General features: G+C 72.5%; 26 protein-coding genes. 16 read left to right on the top strand and 10 right to left on the bottom strand.

What is annotated here, in order from left to right:
• Positions 1–13: 13 nt before the first annotated feature.
• On the bottom strand, positions 14–1,915 hold the full coding sequence (locus OG624_RS02655; protein ID WP_161294154.1) for an alkyl/aryl-sulfatase: 1,902 nt from the start codon (positions 1,913–1,915) through the stop codon (positions 14–16).
• Positions 1,916–2,187: 272 nt separating this feature from the next.
• On the opposite strand from OG624_RS02655, the gene OG624_RS02650 reads away from it, so the two are divergent.
• The gene (locus tag OG624_RS02650; RefSeq protein WP_266446745.1) at positions 2,188–3,039 is read left to right on the top strand and encodes a dienelactone hydrolase family protein; all 852 of its coding nucleotides are present in this window, start codon (positions 2,188–2,190) and stop codon (positions 3,037–3,039) included.
• A gap of 18 nt (positions 3,040–3,057) precedes the next feature.
• On the opposite strand, the gene OG624_RS02645 is transcribed toward OG624_RS02650, so the two are convergent.
• Positions 3,058–3,462, bottom strand: a complete 405-nt coding sequence (locus OG624_RS02645) for a RidA family protein (protein WP_033225214.1) — start codon at positions 3,460–3,462, stop codon at positions 3,058–3,060.
• 280 nt (positions 3,463–3,742) lie between these two features.
• Here OG624_RS02645 and OG624_RS02640 point away from each other — a divergent pair, with 280 nt between their 5' ends.
• On the top strand, positions 3,743–4,543 hold the full coding sequence (locus OG624_RS02640; protein ID WP_033225215.1) for a class I SAM-dependent methyltransferase: 801 nt from the start codon (positions 3,743–3,745) through the stop codon (positions 4,541–4,543).
• 37 nt (positions 4,544–4,580) lie between these two features.
• Here OG624_RS02640 and OG624_RS02635 read toward each other — a convergent pair whose 3' ends face one another.
• The 3 genes from OG624_RS02635 to OG624_RS02625 all read right to left on the bottom strand — a co-directional run bounded on the left by OG624_RS02635 (position 4,581) and on the right by OG624_RS02625 (position 6,723).
• A complete protein-coding gene (locus tag OG624_RS02635) occupies positions 4,581–5,474 on the bottom strand; it encodes a hypothetical protein (protein WP_371638992.1) in 894 nt (297 codons plus the stop codon).
• Complete coding sequence (locus tag OG624_RS02630; protein WP_033225219.1) at positions 5,471–5,809, bottom strand: PadR family transcriptional regulator; 339 nt, start codon at positions 5,807–5,809, stop codon at positions 5,471–5,473. The genes OG624_RS02635 and OG624_RS02630 overlap by 4 nt, the downstream gene beginning before the upstream one ends.
• Before the next feature lie 152 nt (positions 5,810–5,961).
• Positions 5,962–6,723, bottom strand: a complete 762-nt coding sequence (locus OG624_RS02625; RefSeq protein WP_078909626.1) for an NADPH-dependent F420 reductase — start codon at positions 6,721–6,723, stop codon at positions 5,962–5,964.
• A 167-nt stretch (positions 6,724–6,890) separates the two neighbouring features.
• On the opposite strand from OG624_RS02625, the gene OG624_RS02620 reads away from it, so the two are divergent.
• Positions 6,891–7,370 carry a hypothetical protein gene (locus tag OG624_RS02620; protein WP_033225223.1) on the top strand — a complete coding sequence of 160 codons (480 nt, stop codon included), beginning with the start codon at positions 6,891–6,893 and terminating at the stop codon, positions 7,368–7,370.
• Between the two features lie 56 nt (positions 7,371–7,426).
• Entirely contained in the window at positions 7,427–8,122 is a 696-nt protein-coding gene (locus OG624_RS02615) for a GNAT family N-acetyltransferase (RefSeq protein ID WP_371638990.1), read from the top strand.
• Between the two features lie 18 nt (positions 8,123–8,140).
• Here OG624_RS02615 and OG624_RS02610 read toward each other — a convergent pair whose 3' ends face one another.
• Positions 8,141–8,851, bottom strand: a complete 711-nt coding sequence (locus OG624_RS02610) for a hypothetical protein (protein ID WP_161294162.1) — start codon at positions 8,849–8,851, stop codon at positions 8,141–8,143.
• Positions 8,852–9,152: 301 nt separating this feature from the next.
• On the opposite strand from OG624_RS02610, the gene OG624_RS02605 reads away from it, so the two are divergent.
• The 11 genes from OG624_RS02605 to OG624_RS02555 all read left to right on the top strand — a co-directional run bounded on the left by OG624_RS02605 (position 9,153) and on the right by OG624_RS02555 (position 18,784).
• Positions 9,153–10,037 carry a CAP domain-containing protein gene (locus OG624_RS02605; RefSeq protein WP_371638989.1) on the top strand — a complete coding sequence of 295 codons (885 nt, stop codon included), beginning with the start codon at positions 9,153–9,155 and terminating at the stop codon, positions 10,035–10,037.
• A 258-nt stretch (positions 10,038–10,295) separates the two neighbouring features.
• Positions 10,296–10,862 (top strand): hypothetical protein, encoded by a 567-nt coding sequence (locus tag OG624_RS02600; protein WP_237545584.1) that lies wholly within the window; start codon positions 10,296–10,298, stop codon positions 10,860–10,862.
• Between the two features lie 364 nt (positions 10,863–11,226).
• Complete coding sequence (locus OG624_RS02595) at positions 11,227–11,991, top strand: thioredoxin family protein (protein WP_371638988.1); 765 nt, start codon at positions 11,227–11,229, stop codon at positions 11,989–11,991.
• Entirely contained in the window at positions 11,988–12,635 is a 648-nt protein-coding gene (locus OG624_RS02590) for a TlpA disulfide reductase family protein (protein WP_371592032.1), read from the top strand. The genes OG624_RS02595 and OG624_RS02590 overlap by 4 nt, the downstream gene beginning before the upstream one ends.
• The gene (locus OG624_RS02585) at positions 12,632–13,408 is read left to right on the top strand and encodes a cytochrome c biogenesis CcdA family protein (RefSeq protein ID WP_033225228.1); all 777 of its coding nucleotides are present in this window, start codon (positions 12,632–12,634) and stop codon (positions 13,406–13,408) included. The genes OG624_RS02590 and OG624_RS02585 overlap by 4 nt, the downstream gene beginning before the upstream one ends.
• A 65-nt stretch (positions 13,409–13,473) precedes the next feature.
• Positions 13,474–14,064: a hypothetical protein gene (locus tag OG624_RS02580; protein ID WP_371587109.1), complete on the top strand. Its 591-nt coding sequence runs from the start codon at positions 13,474–13,476 to the stop codon at positions 14,062–14,064.
• A gap of 33 nt (positions 14,065–14,097) precedes the next feature.
• On the top strand, positions 14,098–14,679 hold the full coding sequence (locus OG624_RS02575) for a response regulator transcription factor (RefSeq protein ID WP_371638986.1): 582 nt from the start codon (positions 14,098–14,100) through the stop codon (positions 14,677–14,679).
• Complete coding sequence (locus OG624_RS02570; RefSeq protein ID WP_371640821.1) at positions 14,625–14,828, top strand: winged helix-turn-helix domain-containing protein; 204 nt, start codon at positions 14,625–14,627, stop codon at positions 14,826–14,828. The genes OG624_RS02575 and OG624_RS02570 overlap by 55 nt, the downstream gene beginning before the upstream one ends.
• A complete protein-coding gene (locus tag OG624_RS02565) occupies positions 14,825–16,252 on the top strand; it encodes an ATP-binding protein (RefSeq protein WP_371587108.1) in 1,428 nt (475 codons plus the stop codon). The genes OG624_RS02570 and OG624_RS02565 overlap by 4 nt, the downstream gene beginning before the upstream one ends.
• A 43-nt stretch (positions 16,253–16,295) precedes the next feature.
• Positions 16,296–16,883, top strand: coding sequence for a GNAT family N-acetyltransferase (locus tag OG624_RS02560; RefSeq protein WP_371638985.1), 588 nt, complete (start codon positions 16,296–16,298; stop codon positions 16,881–16,883).
• A gap of 182 nt (positions 16,884–17,065) precedes the next feature.
• Complete coding sequence (locus OG624_RS02555; RefSeq protein WP_371638984.1) at positions 17,066–18,784, top strand: hypothetical protein; 1,719 nt, start codon at positions 17,066–17,068, stop codon at positions 18,782–18,784.
• Positions 18,785–18,826: 42 nt separating this feature from the next.
• Here the strand turns inward: OG624_RS02555 and OG624_RS02550 are convergent, their stop codons facing one another.
• Positions 18,827–19,633, bottom strand: coding sequence for an SGNH/GDSL hydrolase family protein (locus OG624_RS02550; RefSeq protein ID WP_033225240.1), 807 nt, complete (start codon positions 19,631–19,633; stop codon positions 18,827–18,829).
• Positions 19,620–20,186 (bottom strand): PadR family transcriptional regulator, encoded by a 567-nt coding sequence (locus OG624_RS02545; protein ID WP_033225242.1) that lies wholly within the window; start codon positions 20,184–20,186, stop codon positions 19,620–19,622. Before OG624_RS02545 ends, OG624_RS02550 begins: the two co-directional genes overlap by 14 nt.
• Before the next feature lie 86 nt (positions 20,187–20,272).
• Here OG624_RS02545 and OG624_RS02540 point away from each other — a divergent pair, with 86 nt between their 5' ends.
• Positions 20,273–20,686 (top strand): nuclear transport factor 2 family protein, encoded by a 414-nt coding sequence (locus OG624_RS02540; protein ID WP_033225244.1) that lies wholly within the window; start codon positions 20,273–20,275, stop codon positions 20,684–20,686.
• Between the two features lie 178 nt (positions 20,687–20,864).
• Here the strand turns inward: OG624_RS02540 and OG624_RS02535 are convergent, their stop codons facing one another.
• Together OG624_RS02535 and OG624_RS02530 are read right to left on the bottom strand one after the other, a co-directional pair.
• Positions 20,865–21,605, bottom strand: a complete 741-nt coding sequence (locus tag OG624_RS02535) for an SAM-dependent methyltransferase (protein WP_371638983.1) — start codon at positions 21,603–21,605, stop codon at positions 20,865–20,867.
• A gap of 90 nt (positions 21,606–21,695) precedes the next feature.
• A complete protein-coding gene (locus OG624_RS02530) occupies positions 21,696–22,217 on the bottom strand; it encodes a hypothetical protein (protein ID WP_371587104.1) in 522 nt (173 codons plus the stop codon).
• Positions 22,218–22,223: the final 6 nt, after the last annotated feature.

Below are 22,223 nucleotides of genomic sequence, written 5' to 3'. Positions count from 1 at the left end.
GGGGGCGGGGGCGTCAGGGGGTGACGATGGGGAAGTCCGGGTCGGGGGAGTCGAGGTAGGCGAAGAGTTCGGCGACGACCGCCGGGTCGCCGTCGAGGGCCACGCCCTCGTGCCGCAGCAGATCGTCCGGCGGCAGGGCGCCGAGCAGGAGCCCGCGCAGCAGTGGCTCACCGAGTACGAGGACGGCGTGCGGCCGGCCGGCCGCGGGGTTGTCCCCGCGGACGCCCGTCAGCACGCCGTTGGCCAGGCGCAGCGTCAGCGGTTCCGAGCCGGGCAGGACGAACCGTACGGCGACGTCCGCGTGCCAGGCCCGCGGCCCGTCGATCCGGATGGCGAGGGAGTCCACCAACTGGTCCAGGCTCAGGGCGGCGATCACGTCCGGGGACGCGGCGGTGGCCGGTGTCCCGACGCTCTCGCCGCGCAGTTCCTGGGCGCCGGTGAGGTAGAAGTTGCGCCAGGTGCCGTTCTCGGCGCCGTAGCCGAGCTGCTCCAGGGCGTCGGCCTGCAGTTCCCGTGCCTCCGCGTTCGAGGGGTCCGCGAAGACGACGTGGTCGACCACCTGGGCCACCCAGCGGAAGTCGCCCTGCTCGAAGGAGGTTCGGGCACGGCGCAGGACCTCCGCGGCGCCGCCCATGAACTCGACGTAGCGGCGGGCCGCTTCCACCGGCGGGTGCTGCCACAGGAGGGCCGGGTTCCCTTCGAACCAGCCCATGTACCGCTGGTAGACGGCCTTGACGTTGTGGCTGACCGACCCGTAGTACCCGTGGGTGTGCCAGGCGGCCTCCAGCGCCGGCGGCATGCGCAGCGATTCGGCGATCTCGGACCCGGTGTATCCCTGGTTGAGCAGTCGCACCGTCTGGTCGTGGAGGTAGGCGTACAGGTCTCGCTGCTGCGCCAGGTAGGACATGGCCCGCTCGCGGCCCCACGTGGGCCAGTGATGGGAGGCGAAGACGACGTCGCACGCGTCGCCGAACAGTGCGATGGACTCGGTGAGGTACGTGGCCCAGGCGTGCGGGTCGCGTACCAGGGCGCCGCGCAGGGTCAGCAGGTTGTGGAGGGTGTGGGTGGCGTTCTCGGCCATGCACAGCGCCCGGTGGTCGGGCAGCAGCACGTTGAATTCGGCCGGGGCCTCGGTGCCCGGGGTGAGCTGGAAGACCATGCGCACGCCGTCGACGGTCTCCTCCTGGCCGGTGCGGGTGATGTCGAGGGTCGGCGGGATCAGCGTCACCCGGCCGGTGGAGGTGGTCTGGCCCAGGCCCGCCCCGACCTGGCCGCGCGGGCCCTTGGGCAGGCCGGCCCCGTACATGTACCCCGCGCGGCGGGCCATGGCGGTGCCGGCGTAGACGTTCTCGCTGACCGCGTGTTCGAGGAAGCCCTCGGGGGCCAGGACCGGGACCCGGCCCGCGTCGACCTCCGCCTGGGTGGTGACCCCTTTGACGCCGCCGAAGTGGTCGGCGTGGCTGTGGGTGTAGAGGACGCCGGTGACCGGCCGGTCACCGCGGTGGGCCCGGTACAGGGCGAGGGCCGTGGCCGCCGTCTCCTCGCTGATCAGCGGGTCGATCACGACCACGCCGCGGTCGCCCTCGACGAGGGTCATGTTCGACAGGTCCAGGCCGCGTACCTGGTACACGCCGTCGACCACCAGGAAGAGGCCTTGGAGGGCGACGAGGCGGCTCTGGCGCCACAGGCTGGGATGGACGGTGTCGGGGCGGTCCCCGTTGAGGAAGGCGTACGCGTCGCCGTCCCACACGACGCTCCCGTCCTCGGCCTTGATCACGCAGGGCTCCAGGGCGGCGACGAAGCCGCGCGTGGCGTCGTCGAAGTCGGCGCGGTCGGCGAAGGCGCCGCTGCCGGACGCTGCTCGGTGAGCGGCGCCGATCGATCCGGAGGCGTCGTGGCCGGGGCCGTTCTCCATGGCGTGAGCCTCCTCGGGCGGTACCTGACCGGCCCCGACCGGACCGGGCGAGGGCCCACGGCGGGCGCGGCCGCTCCACCCCAGCCTCGGCCGGCCGTACGCCGTCCGCCCGCGCACACCGCCGTCCGGGTGAACGAGGGGCCGGCCGGTGGATCGCTCGCGCCGTCCTCGGCGGCCTCGCCACAACCTGGCGCGCGAGCCTTGACCGGAAGGCTCTACCTGTCGGTAACTTGAAGTCGTTCAGGAGAGAACCGTCGGAAGGGGCCGGGCGCGTGGCAGACCACGATCTGAGCGGGTTCGAGAAGAGCACGTTCACCCACGACGGTGCCACCCGCCGGATCCTGCGCCGGGGCACCGGCCCCGCGGTGATCGTCATGGCCGAGATCCCGGGCATCACCCCCAAGGTCATCGAGTTCGCCGAGCACGTGGCGGCGGCGGGCTGTACGGCCGTACTCCCGGTGCTCTTCGGTGAACCCGGTCGTGACGCGGATCCCGGCCGGGTGGGTCGGGCGAGCGCCGGCCGTTCCATGGCCTCGTCGCTGTGGAAGGTGTGCGTGAGCCGTGAGTTCACCCTGCTGGCCACGGGGCGCAGTTCGCGCGTCGTGGGGTGGCTGCGCGCACTGGCGGCCGCCGAACACGAGCGCTGCGGAGGTCCCGGGGTCGGGGCCGTCGGGATGTGCCTGACCGGCGGGTTCGCCCTGGCGATGGCCACGGACGAGCGCCTCGTCGCCCCCGTGCTGTCCCAGCCCTCGCTCCCGCTGGCCTGCACCGCGAGCCGCGCGCGCACCATCGACATCAGCCCCGAGGACCTCGCGGTCGTCCGCGGCCGGTGCGAGCGCGAGGGGCTCCAGGTGCTCGGACTGCGCTTCCGGGGTGACCGGCTCGTCCCCGGCGACCGGTTCGCCCACCTGCGTCGGGAACTGGGGGACGCCTTCGTCGCCGTCGAGCTGGACGCGAGCGCGGCGAACCCGCAGAGCGCCCTCGCGCCGCACTCCGTCCTGACGGAACATCTCATCGACGAACCGGGTCAACCCACCCGGCAGGCGCTCGACACCGTCCTCGACCTCTTCCGCACCCGGCTGCTGGGCGAACGCGAACGGGAACGGCCCGCTCCGGCCGTGTGACCGGAGGGCCCTTTCTCCTCAGCCGCGTTCGGAGGCGATCACCGCGTCGATCTCCACCTCGACGAGCCACTCGGGATCGATGAAGCGGGACACCTCGACGAAGGTGGTGACGGGCCGGACGGAGGCGAACCGCTCCCCGTGCGCCCGCGCGGCTTCCCGCCACCGCGTCACGTCGGTGAGCATGACGCGGGTCCGCACCACGTCCGCCGGTGACGCCCCGGCCTCCCGCAGGGCCGCTTCGGCGATGTCCAGGCACCGGACGGTCTGGGCGTGGACGTCGCCGGGGCCGACGGTGGAGCCGTCGTCCCCGATGGGGGCGGTTCCCGCGACGGCGACGTACTGCCCCGTCCGCACCGCGCGGGAGAAGCCGATGCGAGGCTCCAGCGGCGACCCCGAGCTGACCTTCCGATGTATGTCGACCATCTCTTCATGCTGCCAGAAGCGTGAATGACGGGGCGTCACGCCCCTGGGCGCGTTGCGTGGACCGCCAGGGCGTCGAGTGGCAATCTGGGCGATATCGCCGCAAATAACCATGTTCGCGAACTGTCCGTGCGTACGCCGCGCCGCGCCCTCCGCTTCCCGGGACAGTCCAGTGGTTTGTATATGTCGGTCACCGACGTATGGTGGGATCCGAAGATCCTTCCGGCGGCAGTCGTTCCTGCCTGCCGTCGAGGATTCACGTTGCGATGGAGACGGAGTGCTCATGGCCACCAGGAAGAACCTCACCGCGAACCGGGAATCCCTCGTCCACAAGGTCCGCTACGCCGCGAGCCGTCCGCACCGCATCGCCCCGTACCTGAAGCGGGCCGCCCGCGACCGGTGGTTGGCCTTCAAGCACCCCGACCACGTCAGCTACTACCGGGCCGTGATGGCCTCGGACACCCGCCGCAATCCGGAGGCCGCGGTCGGCAGCCAGACCCACGAACGCTGGCTCGCGCTGGGGCAGATGCAGTTCGACTACCTCCTCGGGCACGGTCTGAAGCCCGGCGCCCGCATGCTGGACATCGGCTGCGGCAACCTCCGCGCCGGCTGGCGATTCATCGACTACCTCGACGCGGGCCACTACTACGGCATCGACATCTCGCCCGACATCCTCATCGCGGCGAAGCGGACCCTGACCGAGCGGGGGCTCCAGGCCAAGGTCCCGCACCTGACCCTCACCAAGAACCTGACGCTGGACTTCCTCCCCGACGGCTACTTCGACGTCGTCCACGCCCACAGCGTCTTCTCGCACTCGCCGATCGACGTCATCGACGAGTGCTTCGCCCACGTGGGCCGGGTGCTGGCGCCCGGGGGTCACTTCGACTTCACCTTCGACCGCACCACCGGTACCGAACACCAGGTGCTGCGCGAGGACTTCTACTACCGCACCCGGACCCTCGTCGACCTCGCCGCCGGACACGGGCTGTCCGCACGTTTCATGGAGGACTGGGAGGAACTCGGCCACGGCCAGTCCAAGATCCGCATCAGCGTCGCCGGATCCGACGTCGACGCCGAGGTCTGACCGCCCCTGCCCCGCCCCCGCCCGCGTCGCCGTCGGATCAGGCGTGGCTCGCCGGGTCGGAGTGCCCACGACGCCACAGGCGCAGAGCCACGCCCGTGGCCGCGAGCAGGATCAGGCACGGCGGCACGGTGTCCTGGCTCACCACCCCCGCGAAGTGGCCGAGGACGAGGAACGGGGCCGCGGCCAGGGCGAACCGACCGGGCGTACGGATCCCGGACAGTGCCCGGCCTCCCGCCAGGACCAGGGCGGCGGTCGCGGTCATGGCGTAGCGCCACAGCGGGAACATGCCGAGCCCGCTCGCGTCGAGCAGGCCCAGCAGCACCACGAACAGCGGGGCCCAGAGCAGCAGCGCCACCAGCCCCGTCGTGGTCCTGATCCGGCCGGACGGGCGCAGGTCCGGGGGACAGAGCAGCGGGAGCGCGGCGATCACCAGAGGCGGGGTCAGGTACGCCAGATGCGCCAACGGCATGTCCGCAAAGCCCGGCAGGGCGGCGATGACGAAGCACACCGTGCTTCCCACGACCCCCGCGAACGCGGTCCGCGCGCCGACGGCGAAGCGCCCGCCGAGCGCCGACACGGAGCCGAGGAGGGTCAGTGCGGAGAAGCCGCTCATCGCATACCCGAGCGGGGCCTGAAGGTCCGGGAGGCCGACGACGTACGCGAGATTGAGCGTCGAGGCGAGCAGGAACGCGGCGTACGCGCCCGTCGCGGCCAGTGCGAAGGGCGCCGTCGCCGCGAACAGGCGCCCGCCGCGGTGCGCCGAACCCACGCCCAGGCGGAGCCGGAGCGCGTGCGCCACGATGTCCAAGGCCTCCCGCAGCCGGGTGATCGGGCCGGCGCCCTCGGTCGCCTCCCGGTAGGCCTCGGCCACCTCGTCGCCGAAGGCGCGGCGGAAACCGGCGGGGTACAGGCGCAGCAGACGAGGACTCACGCCGTGGCCGTCTCTCCGGACACGCCCAGCCGGCGCGCCGCCTCGCGCGCGGTCGCCGCGATCCGCTGCGCCTCGGCGGCCAGACTCTCCCGGCCTTCGGCCGTGAGGCTGTAGGTGCGCCGCAGCCGACTGTCGACGATCTGCTCCTCGTGGACCTCGATCAGCCCCTGACCCAGCAGTCGCTCCAAGGCCCCGTACAGGGTGCCGGTCCGCATCTTGACGCGTCCGCCCGAGATCAACTCCACCTCGCGCGCGATCGCGTACCCGTGGCGGGGCTCGTCCGCGAGCGCGGTCAGGAGGAGGAGGGTCGGTTCCTGCATCGCACGATCACTCATGTCTGCATGGTAGGTCACCCACCGACATATGCCGCCCGATGTGAGGTGCCACGGATGACGGACACCTCGCCGCCCTGCTCCTCATCCGGTCGGCGAGGTGATCCACAACGGAGACGGCCCGGGCCCGCCGGGGCCCGGGCCCACGCCCGCGGTCAGCCGCGGAAGGCCTCCGGGCGGGTCGGGGAGGCCTCGGTCAGGGCCTTGGTGACCGCGTCGACGCCTTCCCGCAGCCCGTAGACGGGGGTGTTCGGCTGCTGGCGCCAGGACTCGTCCAGGCCGCCCGCGTCGACGGTGTCGAAGCCGAGTTCCTCGATCAGGGCGCGTACCGTCTTCTTGGCGGCCGCGTCGTCGCCCGCGACGGGCAGTGCCATCCGGTCCGCCGCGCCCGCCGGTCGGTGCCGGTCCAGGATGTCCTGGGCGTAGGTGCCGTTGAAGGCCTTGATGACGGGGTGTCCGAGGTGCCGCTCGGTCCAGCGGCTCTCGGTGAGGCCCTCGTCCTCGACGCCGGCGATCCGGCCGTCGCGCTCGCGCGGGTAGTAGTTGCCGGTGTCGATGACGGCGAAGCCCTCGGCGGCCTCGTCGAAGAGGCCCGCCGGCAGGTCCGGCACCTTCTTGAAGGGGATCGTGACCACGACGATCTCGGCGCCGCGTGCCGCTCGCGCCACGGTGACGGGGGTGGCGCCGGTCTCCTCGGCCAGCGCGGCCAGGGTCTCGGGGCCGCGCGAGTTCGCCACGGAGACCTCGTGCCCGAGGGCCGTGAGCCGACGGGTCAGGTTGCCGCCGATGTTGCCCGCGCCGATGATGCCGATCTTCATGAGCTCTCCAGTGCGTCCGGGTTCAGTGTCGCGTCCGCCCCAACCTCCGCCCCGGGCCCCGCATTCCGCCCCGCGGTGCTCGTCCCCCGGTCGAGCGATGCGTTCGCGCCGCCGTACGAGGGCCGGTCGGTGTGCCGGAGGGCCCCTGACCGGCCCGATACGGCCGAAGGTGTGGCCTTTCGGCCATTTCTCGCATTCCGCGAACCGGACAGGACCGGGACGGCGTCGGTCCGTACAGCCACTCAGCTCGAGGAAAGGCCCAGCAGATGTCCATGTTCTCGGCCAGGCGAACCGCCTCCCTCACCCTCGCGGCCACCGCCGCACTCACCCTCGCCCTCGTCACCAGCGCCTCGGCGAACGGATCGGAAGCGGGGACGCCGGCCCGGGCCACCGCCCCGGCCCCGTCCGTCTCCGGCAGCCCCGAAGGCGCCTTCACCCGGATCGCCGACTTCTACGGCTCCTACATCGACGCGGTGTACGACGGCGACGGGGCGACCGCGGACCGCCTACGCGCCTTCTACCTCTCGGCTCCGCTCCAGGCGGAGTTGCGGAAGTGGGAGGAGACCAACCACGCGGACGGCGTACTCCGCGCGCAGAACGTACCGCTCCGGTGGAAGGTCACCTCCACCGGCAGCGGAGCGGGCCGGACCGGCGCCACGGTCACGCTGACGTGGGGCGGCGACACGACCCAGGTCTTCGTCCAGGCCGACCTGGCCACCCGCAGGATCGTCTCCATCCGGGACTGACCCTCCCGCGTCGGGCGCGCGGGGGCCGCCTACAGTTCCCGCGTGAGGACACATCGATGATCCGGGGCCTGTGGCCGCGCCGCCCGCAGCCCGTGCCCGTCCACTGCGGCGACGGCCGCCATACGATACGGACCGCCCGGCTGCTCCTGTACACCCCCCGCGACCACTGGGACGTGGAGATGGGCGCCGCCGCCGGTGCCGACAGCGACGCACAGCGCTGGTTCGGTTGGATCCCCGACTCTCTCGTCACCCCCGAGACCGCCGCGCACCTCCTCGGCATCCACGACGGAAACCGCGCCGAGCGGCTGCGGGCCTTCCCCAGGTCCGTACGGCGGGAGTTGGCCCGGCCGGTGGTGCTCCCGGACCCGGGCGCGGAGCAGCGGCTGCTCGCCGTCGACGCGGCCACGGGCCTGGTGGCCGGAATGAGTTCGCTGACCCCGGACAGCGGCGGGGCCATCGGCCTCTGGCTCGCCCCGGCCTGCCGCGGTCGGGGCCTGGGCACCGAACTGGTCACGGCCACCGCCCGGTTCGGCCATGAACACCTCGGCCTGGAGTCGGTGTCCGCCGGCACCGAGACCGCCAACCACCGCTGCCGGGGAGCCCTGAGAGCCGCGGGCTTCGTGCAGTGCGAGGGTCCGGCCCTGCACACGCTCCCCGACGGCAGGGTCGTCGACTCCGCCTGGTACCGGCACGAAGCCGCCGGCACCGCCCGCTGCGCCGGGGTGTCGGCGGCCGCGGTCAGCCGGGTGTGAGCGCGCAGGCGCCGCGGTTCAGGAGATCGCGTACCACTGGCTGGCCCAGCCGGTGTTGATGGTGCTCGTGGACTGTTCGGCGAGGTTCACCGTGGCCGGCAGGGAGGTCTGACCGGTCAGCAGGTTGCTGTACCTGAGGTTCGGGGGCGTCAGGCCCGCGTTGACCGAGATGCCGGCGCCCGTGGACTTCAGGGTGAGGCCGTTGGTCGCCCAGGTGCCGTTGAGCAGCAGCGCGATGAAGTAGGTGCCGGGAGCGGCGGTGAAGGGCTTGCCGAGGGCGAACGGCTTGGCGATCGCGTCGGTCATCAACTGGGGGGAGATGTCCGGGGTGGTCGCCACGAGGGTGCCCTTGGCGTCGTACACCCCCAGGTAGCAGTTGGCGAGTTGGGCGTTCGGGTCGATACCGGCCAGGCCCAGCCACACGTTCGACCAGGTGATCTGCTCGCGCAGCACGATCCGTACCAGGGTGACCCGGCCGCCGACCCCGGCCGACGACTGGGCGGTGACGTGCCCCGCGTCATTGGGGTCCCCGGTCCAGGCCAACAGGTTCTGGTCCTGCGGCCGGGGCCCCTCGAAGCCTGATCCGCCGCCGCTCTGCGCGGGCACGGACGCCACGGAGCTCGACGCCGCGGGCCGGCTGTCTCCCGGGGCGGTGCAGCCGGCGAGGACGAGCAGCGCTGCGAGCGCGGTCACGAGACCGGTCGTGGCGGTGGTGGTGCGGGTGCGCATGGTCCCCCCATGAGGTGCGGATCTGTCGACGGACATGATCACACGCCGCCGGTGCGCACCCGCCCCGCCCGTCGCGGAGCCCCGATCGCGAGGTCGGGTCCGGAAGTCGACGCCGCGCCGGCCGAACTCCGCCGGGTCCGTATCGACCGAATGGCTGGGGATGACCCGAGTCGTCCCCTGAACCGACCCTGCGGGCTTCCTTAAGGGAACTTGAAGAAGCCCTCCAGCGGGCGGATTTCACTGATCACAACCCTAGGCTCGGTCGCACCCCACCCCCTTCCCTCTGTGAGGTGCTACAGGCATGAGCAGCCGAACTCCCGCAACGCCGTCCCGCGTCGAAGCACGGCGGAAGAAGGCGATGCGCACCCGCATCGTCCTGTCCCTGACCGCGGCCGCCGCGGCGGTGGCGGTCGGCGTCGCCGTGGCCGACTCCGGCGGCGGTACGCAGGTGGACCAGCGGGCCGACGGCGCCGGCGGGGCGAAGACCGGGACGCCGACGCCCGCGGACACGGCCGGGACGGCGAGCCCCACCGCTCCGCTCCCCGAGGTCACCGCCGATGCCGCGGCCGCCACGGGCTCACTGCCGCCCGCGTCTCCGGCCGCCGAAGGCACGGGGTCGGCGGCGCCGGCGAAGCCCGCGGCGGAGGAGAACACCCCGACCAGGTCCACCCCGGCCGGCAAGCCCCCGCGTACGTCCGGCGGGAGCACGGGCGGCGGTGCCGGCACCTCGGGCGGCTCCGGCGGATCCGGGGGCTCGTCCGGCGGATCTTCCGGCGGCTCGTCGGGCGGCTCCGGCAGTTCCTCGAGCGAGGAGTCCGCGGTCCTCGCCCTGGTCAACAAGGAGCGGTCCGCCGCCGGATGCGGCCCCCTGACCGTGAACTCCAAGCTGGCCGCCGCGGCGCGCGCGTACAGCGACACCATGGCCCGCAGCGGTGTCATGTCCCACACCGGGCCCGACGGGTCCACCATGACCTCCCGTGTGGAGGCCGCCGGCTACGGGTGGTCCCGCCTCGGCGAGAACATAGCCCGGGGCCAGTCGGACGCCGACTCGGTCATGAAGGCGTGGATGAACAGCTCCGGCCACCGGGCCAACATCCTCAACTGCTCCTTCAAGGAGATCGGCATAGGCGTGCACAAGGGTGACGGCGGCCCGTGGTGGACGCAGGACTTCGGAACGTCGAAGTAGGCACTTCCCCCGCCACCCCTGACCCGCACCGCCGCCCCCATACCCCCTCCGTACCCCCATACCCGCCACCCCCCACCGGCCTCGCGGCACCGGCCACCTCCCCCCTCGGCCGCTGCCCGGCCGCACACGTCCCCCGACCCGTACCCGGGTCGGGGGACGTCCGCGTTCCCGCCCCCGACGGCGTGGGTGCCGGTGTCCGCACCCGTCGGACGGGGGAGGTGGTGACGCGCGGCCCGGTCCGTCCGCCACTATGGGGCCGTGCCTCGATTTCCGCGCTACCTGTTCATATGGCTGTCGTGCACGGCCACCAGCGTGACGGCCGTGCTCGCCACGGTCCAGTTCGTGGTCGGCTCCACCCGCCATACGCCCCCGGTGGCCCGGTCCGCGCCCATGGTCTTCGACTCGCCGCCGGCGTGGCCGGCGGTGCAGAACCCCTCGTCGGGGTCGCCGTCCCCGACCGCCTCCGCGTCCCCGAGCCCCTCGCCCACCGCGACCGAGGCTCCGACCCCCTCGGCTCCGTCCTCCCCGTCCACGAAGCCCTCGGCGACCGCCCGCACCACCGCGCCCAAACCCGGCGTCGACTGCGGGAGCGGCGGGCCGGGCCTGCACACCGTCCCCTCGCAGGGCGGCAAGGTCACGGTGCGGTACGGGAGCCGAGGCGTATGTCTGATCTCCGCGGTCCCGAGCCGCGGCTTCAAGGCCACCACCTCGCAGACCGACGACGACACCCTGACGGTCACGTTCAGCGGCTCGGACCACCGGTCGGTCGTCACCGCGACCATCGACCCGGTGGCCAAGGCCAGTGTCCGCGAGACGTCGTTCTGACGACGGTCCGGTCGCCCCTTCGACCGGCAGAACGCCCCCAAGAGGCGCGTGACGGCGGGGGCGTGACCGCTTCGACCCGTCCGCACCGCTCGTCCCCCCTGATCCCTTTCGCGGGGATTGCCTCCCCGTATGCGCTCATCGGACGGGTCCCGACGAAGCGGAAGGTGAGCTCTTCCTTAGGGGAACCTCAAGATCGCACTCAGGCGGTTCCCGGGGCTCGCCGCGGTCCTATGCTCACGTCAGCCGATCGGCCTTCGGCGCCCGGGCACACCGCCCCGGCGAACCGTCGGACCACCGGCTTCATCGAGTCGGGAGGCTTCTCGCCCTTCCCGTAGTTCTCCGCGCGCCTTGGGGTGTCTTCGCCATGACTTCTCGCATACACCGACCCGTCCGTGCCGGCCACGCCGCGCAGCCCCGCTCCGCCGCGCCCCTGGGTGTTCGGCTGCCGCTCGTCGCCGCCGCCGTGGTCGCGGTCGGGCTGTGCGCCGCCTGCGGGCCGTCCTCCGAGAACGTCGGCTCCGCCTCGCCGACCACCCTCGGACAGTCCGCGACCGCCCTCGCCCCCACCTCACCCTCGGCCTCCGCGTCCACCGAGGCCTCCCCGAGCGCGTCGGCCTCGCCGTCGGCGTCCGCCACCACCCAGGCCTCCTCCTCGCCGACGCCCTCCCGGTCCAAGAGCGCCTCCACCGCCCCCAAGCCCGCCCGTACGTCCGCGGCGCCCGCCACCCCCGCCCGGGTCCCCGGGCCCGGCTACGACAGCTCCGCCGACGGGCAGAAGCAGGTCGACGCCGCACTCGCCGCCGCCAAGGCCGACGGAAGGATGGTGCTGCTCGACTTCGGGGCCAACTGGTGCGGCAACTGCAAGGCGGCCGACAAGGTGTTCGCCCAGCCGCAGACGACCGCGATCCTCGGAGCCTCGTACCACCTGGTCAAGATCGACATCGGTGGCAACAGCTCCGCCAACTCCGCGCTCCTGCGCAAGTACAGCCCCGCCGGCGGGACCTACACGATGCCCGTGCTGGTCGTCCTCAACTCCTCCGGCAAGGTGCGTACCGACACCCACACCACGGGCAACCCCTCCCTGACGGCGGAGGGGATCAACGCCTTCCTGCGCAAGTGGGCCGCGTGAGACCGGTCGGCCCGCGCCGGGCCCAGGTGCGTACGGCAGCCCTGGCCGGAGCCGCCCTCGTGGCGGCCGCGGCCGGTTGTGTCTTCGCCGCCGTCGGCTCGGTCGCCGCCGACGGCAGCCGCGCGGAGGCGGCGGCCGGACCGGCGACCACCGTCGGCGCCGTGGTCCGGTCGGCGGCCGAGGCCGCGGTCATCGCCCCCGCAGACCGGCCCGCCGCACCCGCGACGGCGGGCGACGACCTCGACGGGAAGCCGGTCGGCCTCGACGACTTCCGGGGACAGGTCGTCGTGGTCAACGTCTGGGGGTCCTGGTGCGGGCCCTGCCGCGGGGAAGCGGACGACCTGGCGCGGATCGAACGGCGGACGCGGGACCAGGGCGTCCGGTTCCTCGGGATCAACACCCGCGACCCGGACCGCGCGGCGGCCCGCTCCTTCGTCCGTGCCCACGGCCTCGACTTCCCCAGCCTCCACGACCCGACCGGGGAGCTCCTGCTCCGCTTTCCCCCCGCCCTGCTCAACCCGCAGGCGATCCCGTCCACCCTCGTGATCGACCGCCGCGGCCGCGTCGCCGTCAGCATCGGCGGCGCGGTCACCGAGGACGAACTCGGCCCCCTGATCGCCCGGGTGCTGGAGGAGACGGCATGACGACGGGCCTGGTACTCGCCGCCGCGGACACCCCCTCCCTCCTCCACGGGACCCTGGTCGTCGCCGCTCCGGTGGCGTTCCTCGCGGGACTCGTCTCCTTCCTCTCGCCGTGCGTGCTGCCGCTCGTACCGGGCTACCTCAGCTACGTGACCAGCCTGTCCGTCTCCGACCTGGCCGAGGCCCGCGGCGGGCGCCGCAGCAGGATGGCGGCCGGCGCGCTGCTCTTCGTCCTCGGCTTCACTGCGGTCCTCGTCTCCGGAGGCGCCCTCTTCGGGTACTTCGGCCGCACCCTGCTGGCCCACCAGGAGGTGATCACCCGGGTGCTCGGTGTCTTCACCGTGCTGATGGGGCTGTCCTTCATGGGGTTCCTGCCGGGATTCACCCAACGCGAGTTCCGCAGCCACCACCGTCCCACCCTCGGGCTGGCCGGAGCCCCCCTGCTGGGCGCGGTGTTCGCGGTCGGCTGGACGCCCTGCATCGGCCCGACGTTGGCCGCCGTACAGGCGCTGGCCTGGAGCGAGGCCGGCGCGGGCCGAGGGGCGCTGCTGATGGCGACGTACTGTCTCGGCCTCGGGCTGCCGTTCGTCCTGGCCGCGCTGGCCTTCCGGCGCGCCATGGGCGCCTTCGGCCTGGTCAAACGCCACTACGCGTGGGTCCTGCGGATCGGCGGCGGAATGCTCGTACTCGTCGGCGTACTGCTGGCCACCGGGGTGTGGAACGACCTGGTGTACCGACTGCAGCTGTGGAGCGCGGACTTCACCACCGCCGTGTGAGCGGACGGCCCCCGTACCGACTCGATCCGATTCGTCTTCCCGACACAAGAGGCACAGAGACCCAGATGAACCTTTCCCCGCGCATCACCCGTACCCGGACGACCCGGACCGTGGTCGCCCTCCTCTCCCTGGCCGCGCTCACGGCCTGCGGCGACCAGTCAGCCGACAAGGCCCAGGCCGGCGCCGCGGCGAAGGCGAACGCGCCGGCCCCCACGACCACCTTCACCGAGAACGGGGTCACCGTCACCCTCTCGGTGGCCGACTGGCAGGCCTCGAAGGGCACGCTGACCGCCGTCTTCACCCCCGAGAAGAAGGGCTTCCACCTGTACAGCACCGAACTGCCGCCCACCGGCATAGAAGGCGTCGGCCGGCCGACCGCGGTGAACGTCACCGGCGTCCTCAAGACCGACGGGAAGCTGACGGCCGCCGCCGACGTACGGTCCATCAGCGTGCCCGGCGTCGACGCCCCGATGCCCGTCTACCCGGACGGCCCGGTCACCACCACCCTGCCCGTCCGCGCCGACGGCAAGGGGGACGCCACGGTGCTGCTCGGCTACGCCAGCTGCAGCGCGAAGGAAGGCTGCACCATTCCGGTCGCCGACCACCCCGTACACCTGCGCCTCACCGACGACGGCCCCACGTTCGACACCCACTGAAAGGTGTGTGGACCGAACCCCTAAGGTGTGCCCATGCCCAGCGTCCTGGTCGTGGAAGACGACCCCAGCATCCGCCAGTCACTCATCGAGGTCCTGGCGGAGCACGGGTATGCCGTACGCAGCGTGGGCGACGGATTCGGCGCCCTGCGCGAGGTCACCCAGACGCCCGTCGACGCGGTGGTCCTCGACCTCGGCCTGCCCGATCTGGACGGGGGAGACGCACTCCGCATGATCCGGGGCATATCGTCCGTCCCCGTCCTGGTCGCCACCGCACGCGACGACGAGACCGAAATCATCAAGCTCCTCAACGCGGGCGCCGACGACTACCTGGTCAAGCCCTTCTCCGGAGGACAGCTCATCGCCCGCCTCTCCGCCGTCCTGCGGCGCACCAGCCACGTGTCCTCCAACGGCACCGCCCACAACGCGCAGGGCGCGCGGCCCGCGCCGGCCGCCGACCCGATGGGCGCCACCACGGTGGGCGAGCTGGCAGTGGACCCCGGCGCGCGCACCGCGTACCTGGCCGGCCGGAGCTCCACCTCACCCGGCGGGAGTTCGACCTCCTGGCCTTCCTCGCCCACCACACCGGCCAGGTCGTCTCCAAACGCCGACTGCTGACCGAGGTCTGGCGCGAGCCGTACGTCGACGACCAGACCGTCGACGTGCACCTGTCGTCCCTGCGCCGCAAACTCGGCGAACGCGCGGCGGCCCCGCGCTACCTGCTGACGGTCCGCGGCGTCGGCATCAAACTGGTGGCCCCGCGGTGAGACGCTCACTGGCGGGAGTCGCGCTCGCCGTGACGTCCATGGTCGCCCTCTCCTTCCTCATACCCCTGGGCGCCCTGGTGATGTCGCTGGTCAAGGAGCAGAGCGTCACCGCGGCCGAGCAGCGCGCCGCCGCCCTCGCACCCGTCCTCACGCTCACCACGGATCCCTCCGCGCTACGGGAATCCGCCGCCGGACTCGACGAGGCCGAACACCTGGTCATCCACCTCCCCGACGCCCAGAGCCTCGGCGACTCCCAGGCCCCCGTGAAACTGCTCGAACGCGCCCAACAGGGACGCGAGTCCATCTCCCAGAAGACCCCCGGCGGATGGATCTGCCTGCAGCCGGTGGTGCTCCCCGGCGACCGGGTCGCCGTCATCGAGAACTTCGTCCCCGACGAGGAACTGACCCGCGGGGTCAAGGCCTCCTGGGCGGTCATGCTGCTCCTCGCGATCGGCCTGGTCGGTGGCTCGGTCCTGGTCGCCGACCGGCTCGGCGCCAAGGTCGTCCGGTCCTCCAAGAAGCTCGCCCAGGCCTCGCACACCCTCGGTCAGGGCAATCTGGACACCCGGGTGGAGCCCATGGGCCCCAAGGAACTGCGCGACGCGGGTGTCGCCTTCAACGCCATGGCCCACCGCATGACCGAACTGCTCGCCATCGAGCGCGAACTGGTCGCCGACCTCTCCCACCGGCTGCGCACCCCGCTGACCGCCCTGCACCTGGCATCGGAACGGATGGCGGGTACACCGGAGTCGGCCAGGGTCGAGGCGGCGGTGCACGCGCTGGAGTCGGAACTCCAGGCCATCATCGCCGCGGCGCGCACCCCGCTCGCCGTGGGCCCGATGGGCCACGGCATGCGCAGCGCGGAGACGGGTTCGATCCCGCAGGCGACCGCGACAGGGTCGACGGGGCCGACCGGCCCGTCCGAGTGCCCCCGCTCCGAGGTCGCCGATGTCGTACGGCGCCGGACCGCCTTCTGGGCCGTCCTGGCGGAGCAGCAGGACCGGGCCTGTTCCCTCGACCTCACCCAGGAGCCCACGGCCGTCAGCCTCAGCGACGACGACATCGCCGCGGTGGTGGACGCGCTCATCGGCAACGTCTTCAGCCACACCCCGCCCGGTACCGCGTTCGCGGTCCGTGTCGCCCGTACCGCCCAGGCCGTGGAGCTGGTGGTGGAGGACTCCGGACCGGGCATCCCGGAACCGGACCGGGCCCTCTCCCGCGGCAGCAGCACGGGCTCCTCGGGGCTCGGCCTCGACATCGCCCGCAGGGCCGCGGCCGTCACCGGAGGCTCGATGCGGATCGCGCACGCCCCGCGGGGAGGCGCGCACATCACCGTGGTCTTCGCCCTGGCGCCGTCCCTGCGCTCCGAGCGCGGCCCGCGCGGCTCACGCAGGCGCGCCGGATGGTGGCCGCGCAAGCGATGACCGTACGGGCACCCCGGGCCGGGAGCTGTGGCAGGATGCCGCGATGATCTCCAACTCGCCGATCCCGCACGTCGTTCCCGCAGGCCGGATGGCCCGGGCGGAGCAGCCCGTGCTCACGCTGTCCGGTGGGTGGGAGCTGCGCCCCTGGCAGGCGGATGACGCGGACGTCCTGTTCGCCGCCGGCCAGGACCGGACGATCCGTCCCTGGAACCGGCTGCTGGTGAACTCTCCCGAAGAGGCGCGGCAGAGGATCGAGCGCATGCGCCGGCGATGGCAGGCCGAGCTCGCCGCGATCTGGGCCGTCGCCCGGCCGGACGGTGCGCCCGTGGGCCTGATCGGCTGGGGCGACATCGACCTCCGGGGCGGCAGCGCGGAGATCGTCTACTGGCTGCTGCCCGCGGCACGCGGTGCGGGCGTCGCGGTCGAGGCGACCCGGCGGGTCAGCCGATGGGCGCTGGACGATCTAGGCCTGCACCGGCTGCGGTTGTGCCACTCGACGGCGAACCCGGCATCGTGCCGTGTGGCGGACAAGGCCGGATACACCCTGGAAGGCACCCAGCGCAGCGCGCTGTTGCACGCGGACGGGTGGCACGACCAGCATCTGCACGCCCTGGTCCAGGGCGACGTCTGATCCTGCGGCGGACCGCCGGGAAGGTGGCGCGGTGGGAGGTACACGCTCGTGCCCGCCTCGTGCGGCGGGTCCGGAACCGGCCCGGTGGATTCGGGCCGAACCGTAGGGCGTCGCGCCGTAGACTCCGCCCGTGGACCCGGACGAGGTCCGGCCGTTGCGCGCCCCCGCGGTGAGGAGAACCCATGCAGGACCCTTCGGACTCGATGGAGAACGTCGAGCCTGAGCGCAGCGGTGAGAGCGATCCCACCGATCCGCCTGCTGCGGGCGATCCGATACCCGACGCGGACATCGACGCGACGTCGGCGTCGACGGTCCTGGCGGAGGTGCTCCCCGGCATCGCCGTGGTCTTCGGAGAGGTCCCGGCGGAGCTCGAACTCGGCTTGATCGACTTCGGGCTCGTGTCGGCCGCCGACCGCAGCCAGATCGCCACCGTCGTCGCCTCGATCGGAAACACGGCGACCCTGGCCGGCGGCCTCGGCACCGCGTTCGCCGGGGCGCAGGGGCTCTACAAGCTCAGCGACGCGACACGGGCCCTCCTGCAGGCCGGCGGAACGCTCGCCGTCAAGGACGGCGCGAACCTCGGAGCCGTGCTCTTCGCCGGTGGCTTCAAGCAGGCCCGCTTCATCCCCGTGACCGCCGTGAGCAGGCTGAAGGCCGCTGCCGAGATGGGGCAGGCGCTGGCCATGGTCGCCCTGCAGATGGAGCTGAGCGAGCTCACCGGCCTGGTCGGAACCAACATCGCGCTGACGAGCCAGGTCCTCACGACCATCCGCCAGGGGCAGTGGTCCGAGCTGACGGGGCTCGTCACCACCGTCGATCGCGTGGTCGACCAGGCGCGGAAGGTCGGATCGGTTCCGACGTCCCTGTGGGAGAACGTCGCGGGAAGCGAAGCGGCGCTGAGCAAGCAGCTCGATCTGTACCGGCAGAACGTCCAGGGCCACATCCGGCAGGTCCGGGGACTCGACGCACCTGCGCGCAGGGAGCACCTGGAGACGAACGCCGAGGCGATCGTCTTCGACGCGCACGCGCTCCTGTCGTCGCTCAAGGCGTGGACCGGCTATCAGGCGCTCCGTGCCGCGCGGGCCCGAGAGGCGGGACGTGAGGACGCCGACGAGGCCCGGCTCGTCGACGTCATCGTGCGCGACCTCCGCGAGGAGCTCGGCTCCGCTCTCGCCGAGACCAGGCGCCTCGTGGACGCGCTGACGCGGGAGCTACGGATCATCGCCGAGCTCCCCGGACGCGAGACGCTGTCCCTGCCGGGGAAGCGGCGGGACTCGATCGCCGCCCGCCAGACCTCCGCCCGTCTGCTGGAGGCGATCCAGCCGCTGGCCGACGTGCTCCATCCGCCCGTTGCTCCGCTCGAGGTTCCGGAGGTCGTCTGCGCACCCGAATCGTCGGCCCTCGATCCGTACCTCCGCATCCTGCGATGGTTCCTGGAGGACGGTGAGACCCTGCGGGTCCTCGGCTTCCCGGACCAGGTCGACGCGCTCGGCCCGATTTCCGCGATCTTCAGCGGAGCCAAGGAGAAGCTCGCGGCGGCGAGGGACAAGGACAGGGCGGCGGCGAAGACGCTCGTCGTCGTCACGGACCGCCGCATCATCACGGCCAGGACGACCGCGTTCCTCGAACAGGGCGAGATCCGCCAGGACATCCCGATCGACCAGGTGCGATACGTCCGAGCGGCGACCACCACCCCGCAGGACAGGAGCGGGCGCCTGACGGTCGACCTCATCACGCGCGACGACAACATCCGATGGCTCTTCCACGCCGACATCGGCACCAGCCAGGTCGACGCGCTCGCCGCCCTGCTCGCCGAGTCGATGACGATTCCGGACGCCGAACGCGAGGAACTACGACAGCGGGGCCGCACCCCCATCGAGGCCGGTCGCGCGGCGGACTGACGACGGGGGCCCGTCGTACGGCCGCAGCGGCGCCGGCGCGACTCAGGACCCGGAAGAGCCGGCCCGGTCGACGCCTGCGGCCGGCGGCAGCAGCGCGGGGCGCTTCGCCGTGCGGCCGTCGCCGGAGGAGCGGCCCCGCAGACGGCGGCCCAGCCAGGGCCCGAGGAACGCGGCCACCCAGCGCAGTTCGGCCGCCACGGTCGAGCCGCCCGGTGCGGTCGGCCGCGGCGGCAGCGGGTGCGTCCAGGTGTCGTCGCTGCCGGGCAGACCGACGGCGTGGGCAAGGGCCGCGGCGATCCGTTCGTGACCGACGGGGCTGGCGTGCAGCCGGTCGTCGGTCCACATCCGCGGGTCGGCCACGGCGGCCGGCAGGGCCGTCTCGGCGACGATGACCCCGTGGCGGGCGGCCGCCGCGCGGATACGGTCGTTGAGGTCGGTGATGCGGGGCACGACGGGCCGGGCGAGGGGCACGATCTTCCCCAGGTCGGGGAAGGTCACGGTCGCCACCTCGGCCCCGGCGGCCGTGAGCGCGGCGAACATCTCCTCCAGGTGCCCGGCGACCTCGGCGGCGTCGAACCGGGGCCGGAGGATGTCGTTGACCCCGGCGACGACGGTGGCCAGGTCGGGGCGCAGGGCCAGGGCGGGGCCCAGCTGCTCGGCGCGGACCTGCCCGGCGAGACGTCCCCGGACGGCCAGGTTGGCGTACTGAAGGCCGGGGTTGACGGCGGCGAGGTGTTCGGCGAACCGGTCGGCGAAGCCGCGCAGGCCCACGCTGTCGTCCCCGTCGCCGAGGCCCTCGGTCTGAGAGTCGCCCAGGGCGACGTAGCGCAGGTACTCACCGTTCGGCACGGGTCAGCCTCTCCTTCAGGATCGCCGCGCTGCGGCGGCACCAGTCGCGATGTCCCTCTTCGAAGGCGAGGCCGCGCAGACCGGTCAGGTATCCGCCGATCCGCTCGCCGTGGAGCAGGAACTCGTCCTCGTCCATGTCGCCGCGCATTTTGCGCAACACCCTGCCGAGCAACTCGATCTTGGCGTCGGCGGCGACCGCGCGCGCTTCGAGCTGCGCGATCACCGGTTCGATGCCGATCCGGTCGGCGGTCTGGACCTTGACGAGGAGGTCGTCACGGATGACGGAGGACTTGAGCGGGGCCGCGGCGAACTCCTCCAGTTCGGCGCGGCCGGCCTCGGTGACCTGGAACAGGCGCTTGTTGGGCCGGGTCTCCTGGACCACCTCGCGACCCGCCACCAGACCTTCCTTCTCCAGCTTGGCCAGCTCGGCGTACAGCTGCTGGGGCAGGGCGTGCCAGAAGTTCGCGACGCCGATGTCGAAGGACTTCGCCAGCTCGTAGCCGCTGAACTCGCCGTCCAGCAGTGCCGCCAGTACGGCATGTCGCAAGGCCATCGCGGTCGCCCCTTCCCCTTCCTCGCCAACCCCTGCATCATACTCATGAAAGTGACTAGTCAGATTCATGAGTATCAGGAGGGGTCATGGAGACTGCCGAACGCTTCCGCGCCGCTGTGGAGAAGCGGGATCTCGCCGCGCTGGAGGACCTGTTCACGGAGGACGTCCGGTTCTACAGCCCGGTGAAGTTCACGCCCTTCGAGGGGCGGCCCATGGTCCTCGGGCTCTTCGGGGTCCTCCTGCGCGTCTTCGAGGAATTCCGCTACGTCGGCGACTTCGAGGGCGCGGCCGAGACCAGCGTCGACGGCACGCAGGCCCCGGCGGAGGTGCTGCTCTTCCGGGCCGCGGTGGAGGGCCGGGAGATCCACGGGATCGACCTGCTCCACTTCGACGAGGCGGGCCGCATCAAGGAGTTCACCGTGATGGTCCGGCCGCAGTCCGCCGTGCAGGCCCTGGGCCAGGCGGTCCTCGCCGGCCTGGTCGCCGACGGCCTCGCGTAGGCCGCCGCCGGACCGCCTGCGGAGGGACCGGGCGTGGCCGGTGGTGCGGGGTGCGGACGGCCTCGGTCGTCCGCACCCCGCGTCGTCACATCAGGACGCCGGGCGGCGGGCCGTAAGGGCGCGCGGGCCCCGGCGGCCTCGCCGCAGCGGTCACAGCCCGCAGGTCACAGCCTGCAGGTCACAGCCCGGAGGTCGGGCGCAGGACCAGGGAGACGAAGCCGAAGCTGTCCCGGTAGCCGCGCAGCCATTCCGCACGCCGCTCGTGGGCCGTCCGCAGGATCTCGGCGGCGTTCGGATCGGTGGGGTGGTCGAGGGCCCACGCGGCCAGCGATCCCAGGCAGGACCACTCGTACGCGTCCAGCTCCGCGCGTGTGCTGACGTGAGCGTGCACGGGAGCCCATCCGTCGGCGGCGATGAGGTCCACGGTGGTCGCCAGGTCATGGAGCTCGCCGAAGATCTCGACGGCCTCCGCGGACGGCTCACGGTCCCAGAAGCTCTCGCCGAGCAGTACGCGGCCGCCGGGAGCCAGGTGCTCCCGCGCCGCCGCGAGGGTCGGCAGCAGGCCTCCGAAGGCATGGGTGGCGCCGACGCTGACCACCAGGTCGAAGGGCCGGTCGGAGGCGAACTCCGAGGCCTTCTGCTGGTGTACGACGAGACGGTCCTCGACGCCGAGCAGGCCCGCCGAGCGGCGGGCCCGCTCCACCGACACCTCGGAGGTGTCGACGCCCTCGGCGTGCAGACGGGGGTGGGTGGCCAGGGCGCGCAGAAGCCATTCCGCGGTACCGCACCCCAGGTCGAGGACCCGCTCGCCGTCGCGCGGTGCGCCGTGTTCGAGCAGCCGGCGTACCGATTCGTCGTCGAGCGGGGCCTTTATGGGGTGGTCGGCGTGTGCGATCCCGGAGATCTGTTCATGATTCACCGGGGCAGCTTGTCAACGCCGACGCCCGTGCGCACCTGTAATTCGTCAGTGATCGGAGATTCGGCCGTTCCCGCCGACGCCGCTACGGAGTCACCGGGGGAGCTCCTCCTCCGGCACGACCTTGACGAGACCCGAGCTGACGGGACGCTTGTCGTTGACAAGAACGAGCCGGTTCCGGGCCCATGTATCGAGCCGGTCGCATGCCCAAGCGGGGTCGTACGCTGCCGTGGGCAGCTGCGGTATGCGCTTTCGGCCGGTGTCGTCGAGCCGGTAGGGAACCTCGAAGGCCGTGTTCCAGTCGTCCAGGTTCGTGCCGAACCGCTGTTCCGCCTCTGCCGGACCGATGCCCAGGTACTGGCCGATCTCCGTCCAGGAGCTGCCCCGTTCCCGTTCGTAGACCACGGCCGAGACCAGCGCCCGCTCCGCGAGTTCGACGAGCTGGAACGCCTGGCTCACCCGGCCTCCGGGACCGGTGTCAGGGTCGTTCCCGGTGGCGACCAGGCCGGCGGCCCCGTCCGCGGCGTCCGCCGCGTGATCGCACAGGACGAGGCGGGCCAGAGCCTGGCGGGTGAATCGGGCACGGTCGGCGTCGTAAGGGGTCGTCTCGCTCACCCCCAC

Origin of the sequence: Streptomyces virginiae (genome assembly GCF_041432505.1) — a bacterium.
Taxonomy (GTDB): Bacteria; Actinomycetota; Actinomycetes; order Streptomycetales; family Streptomycetaceae; genus Streptomyces; species Streptomyces virginiae_A.
The sequence above is the reverse complement of the archived record's forward strand: the minus strand, read 5'-3'. Positions and strand labels throughout refer to the sequence as shown.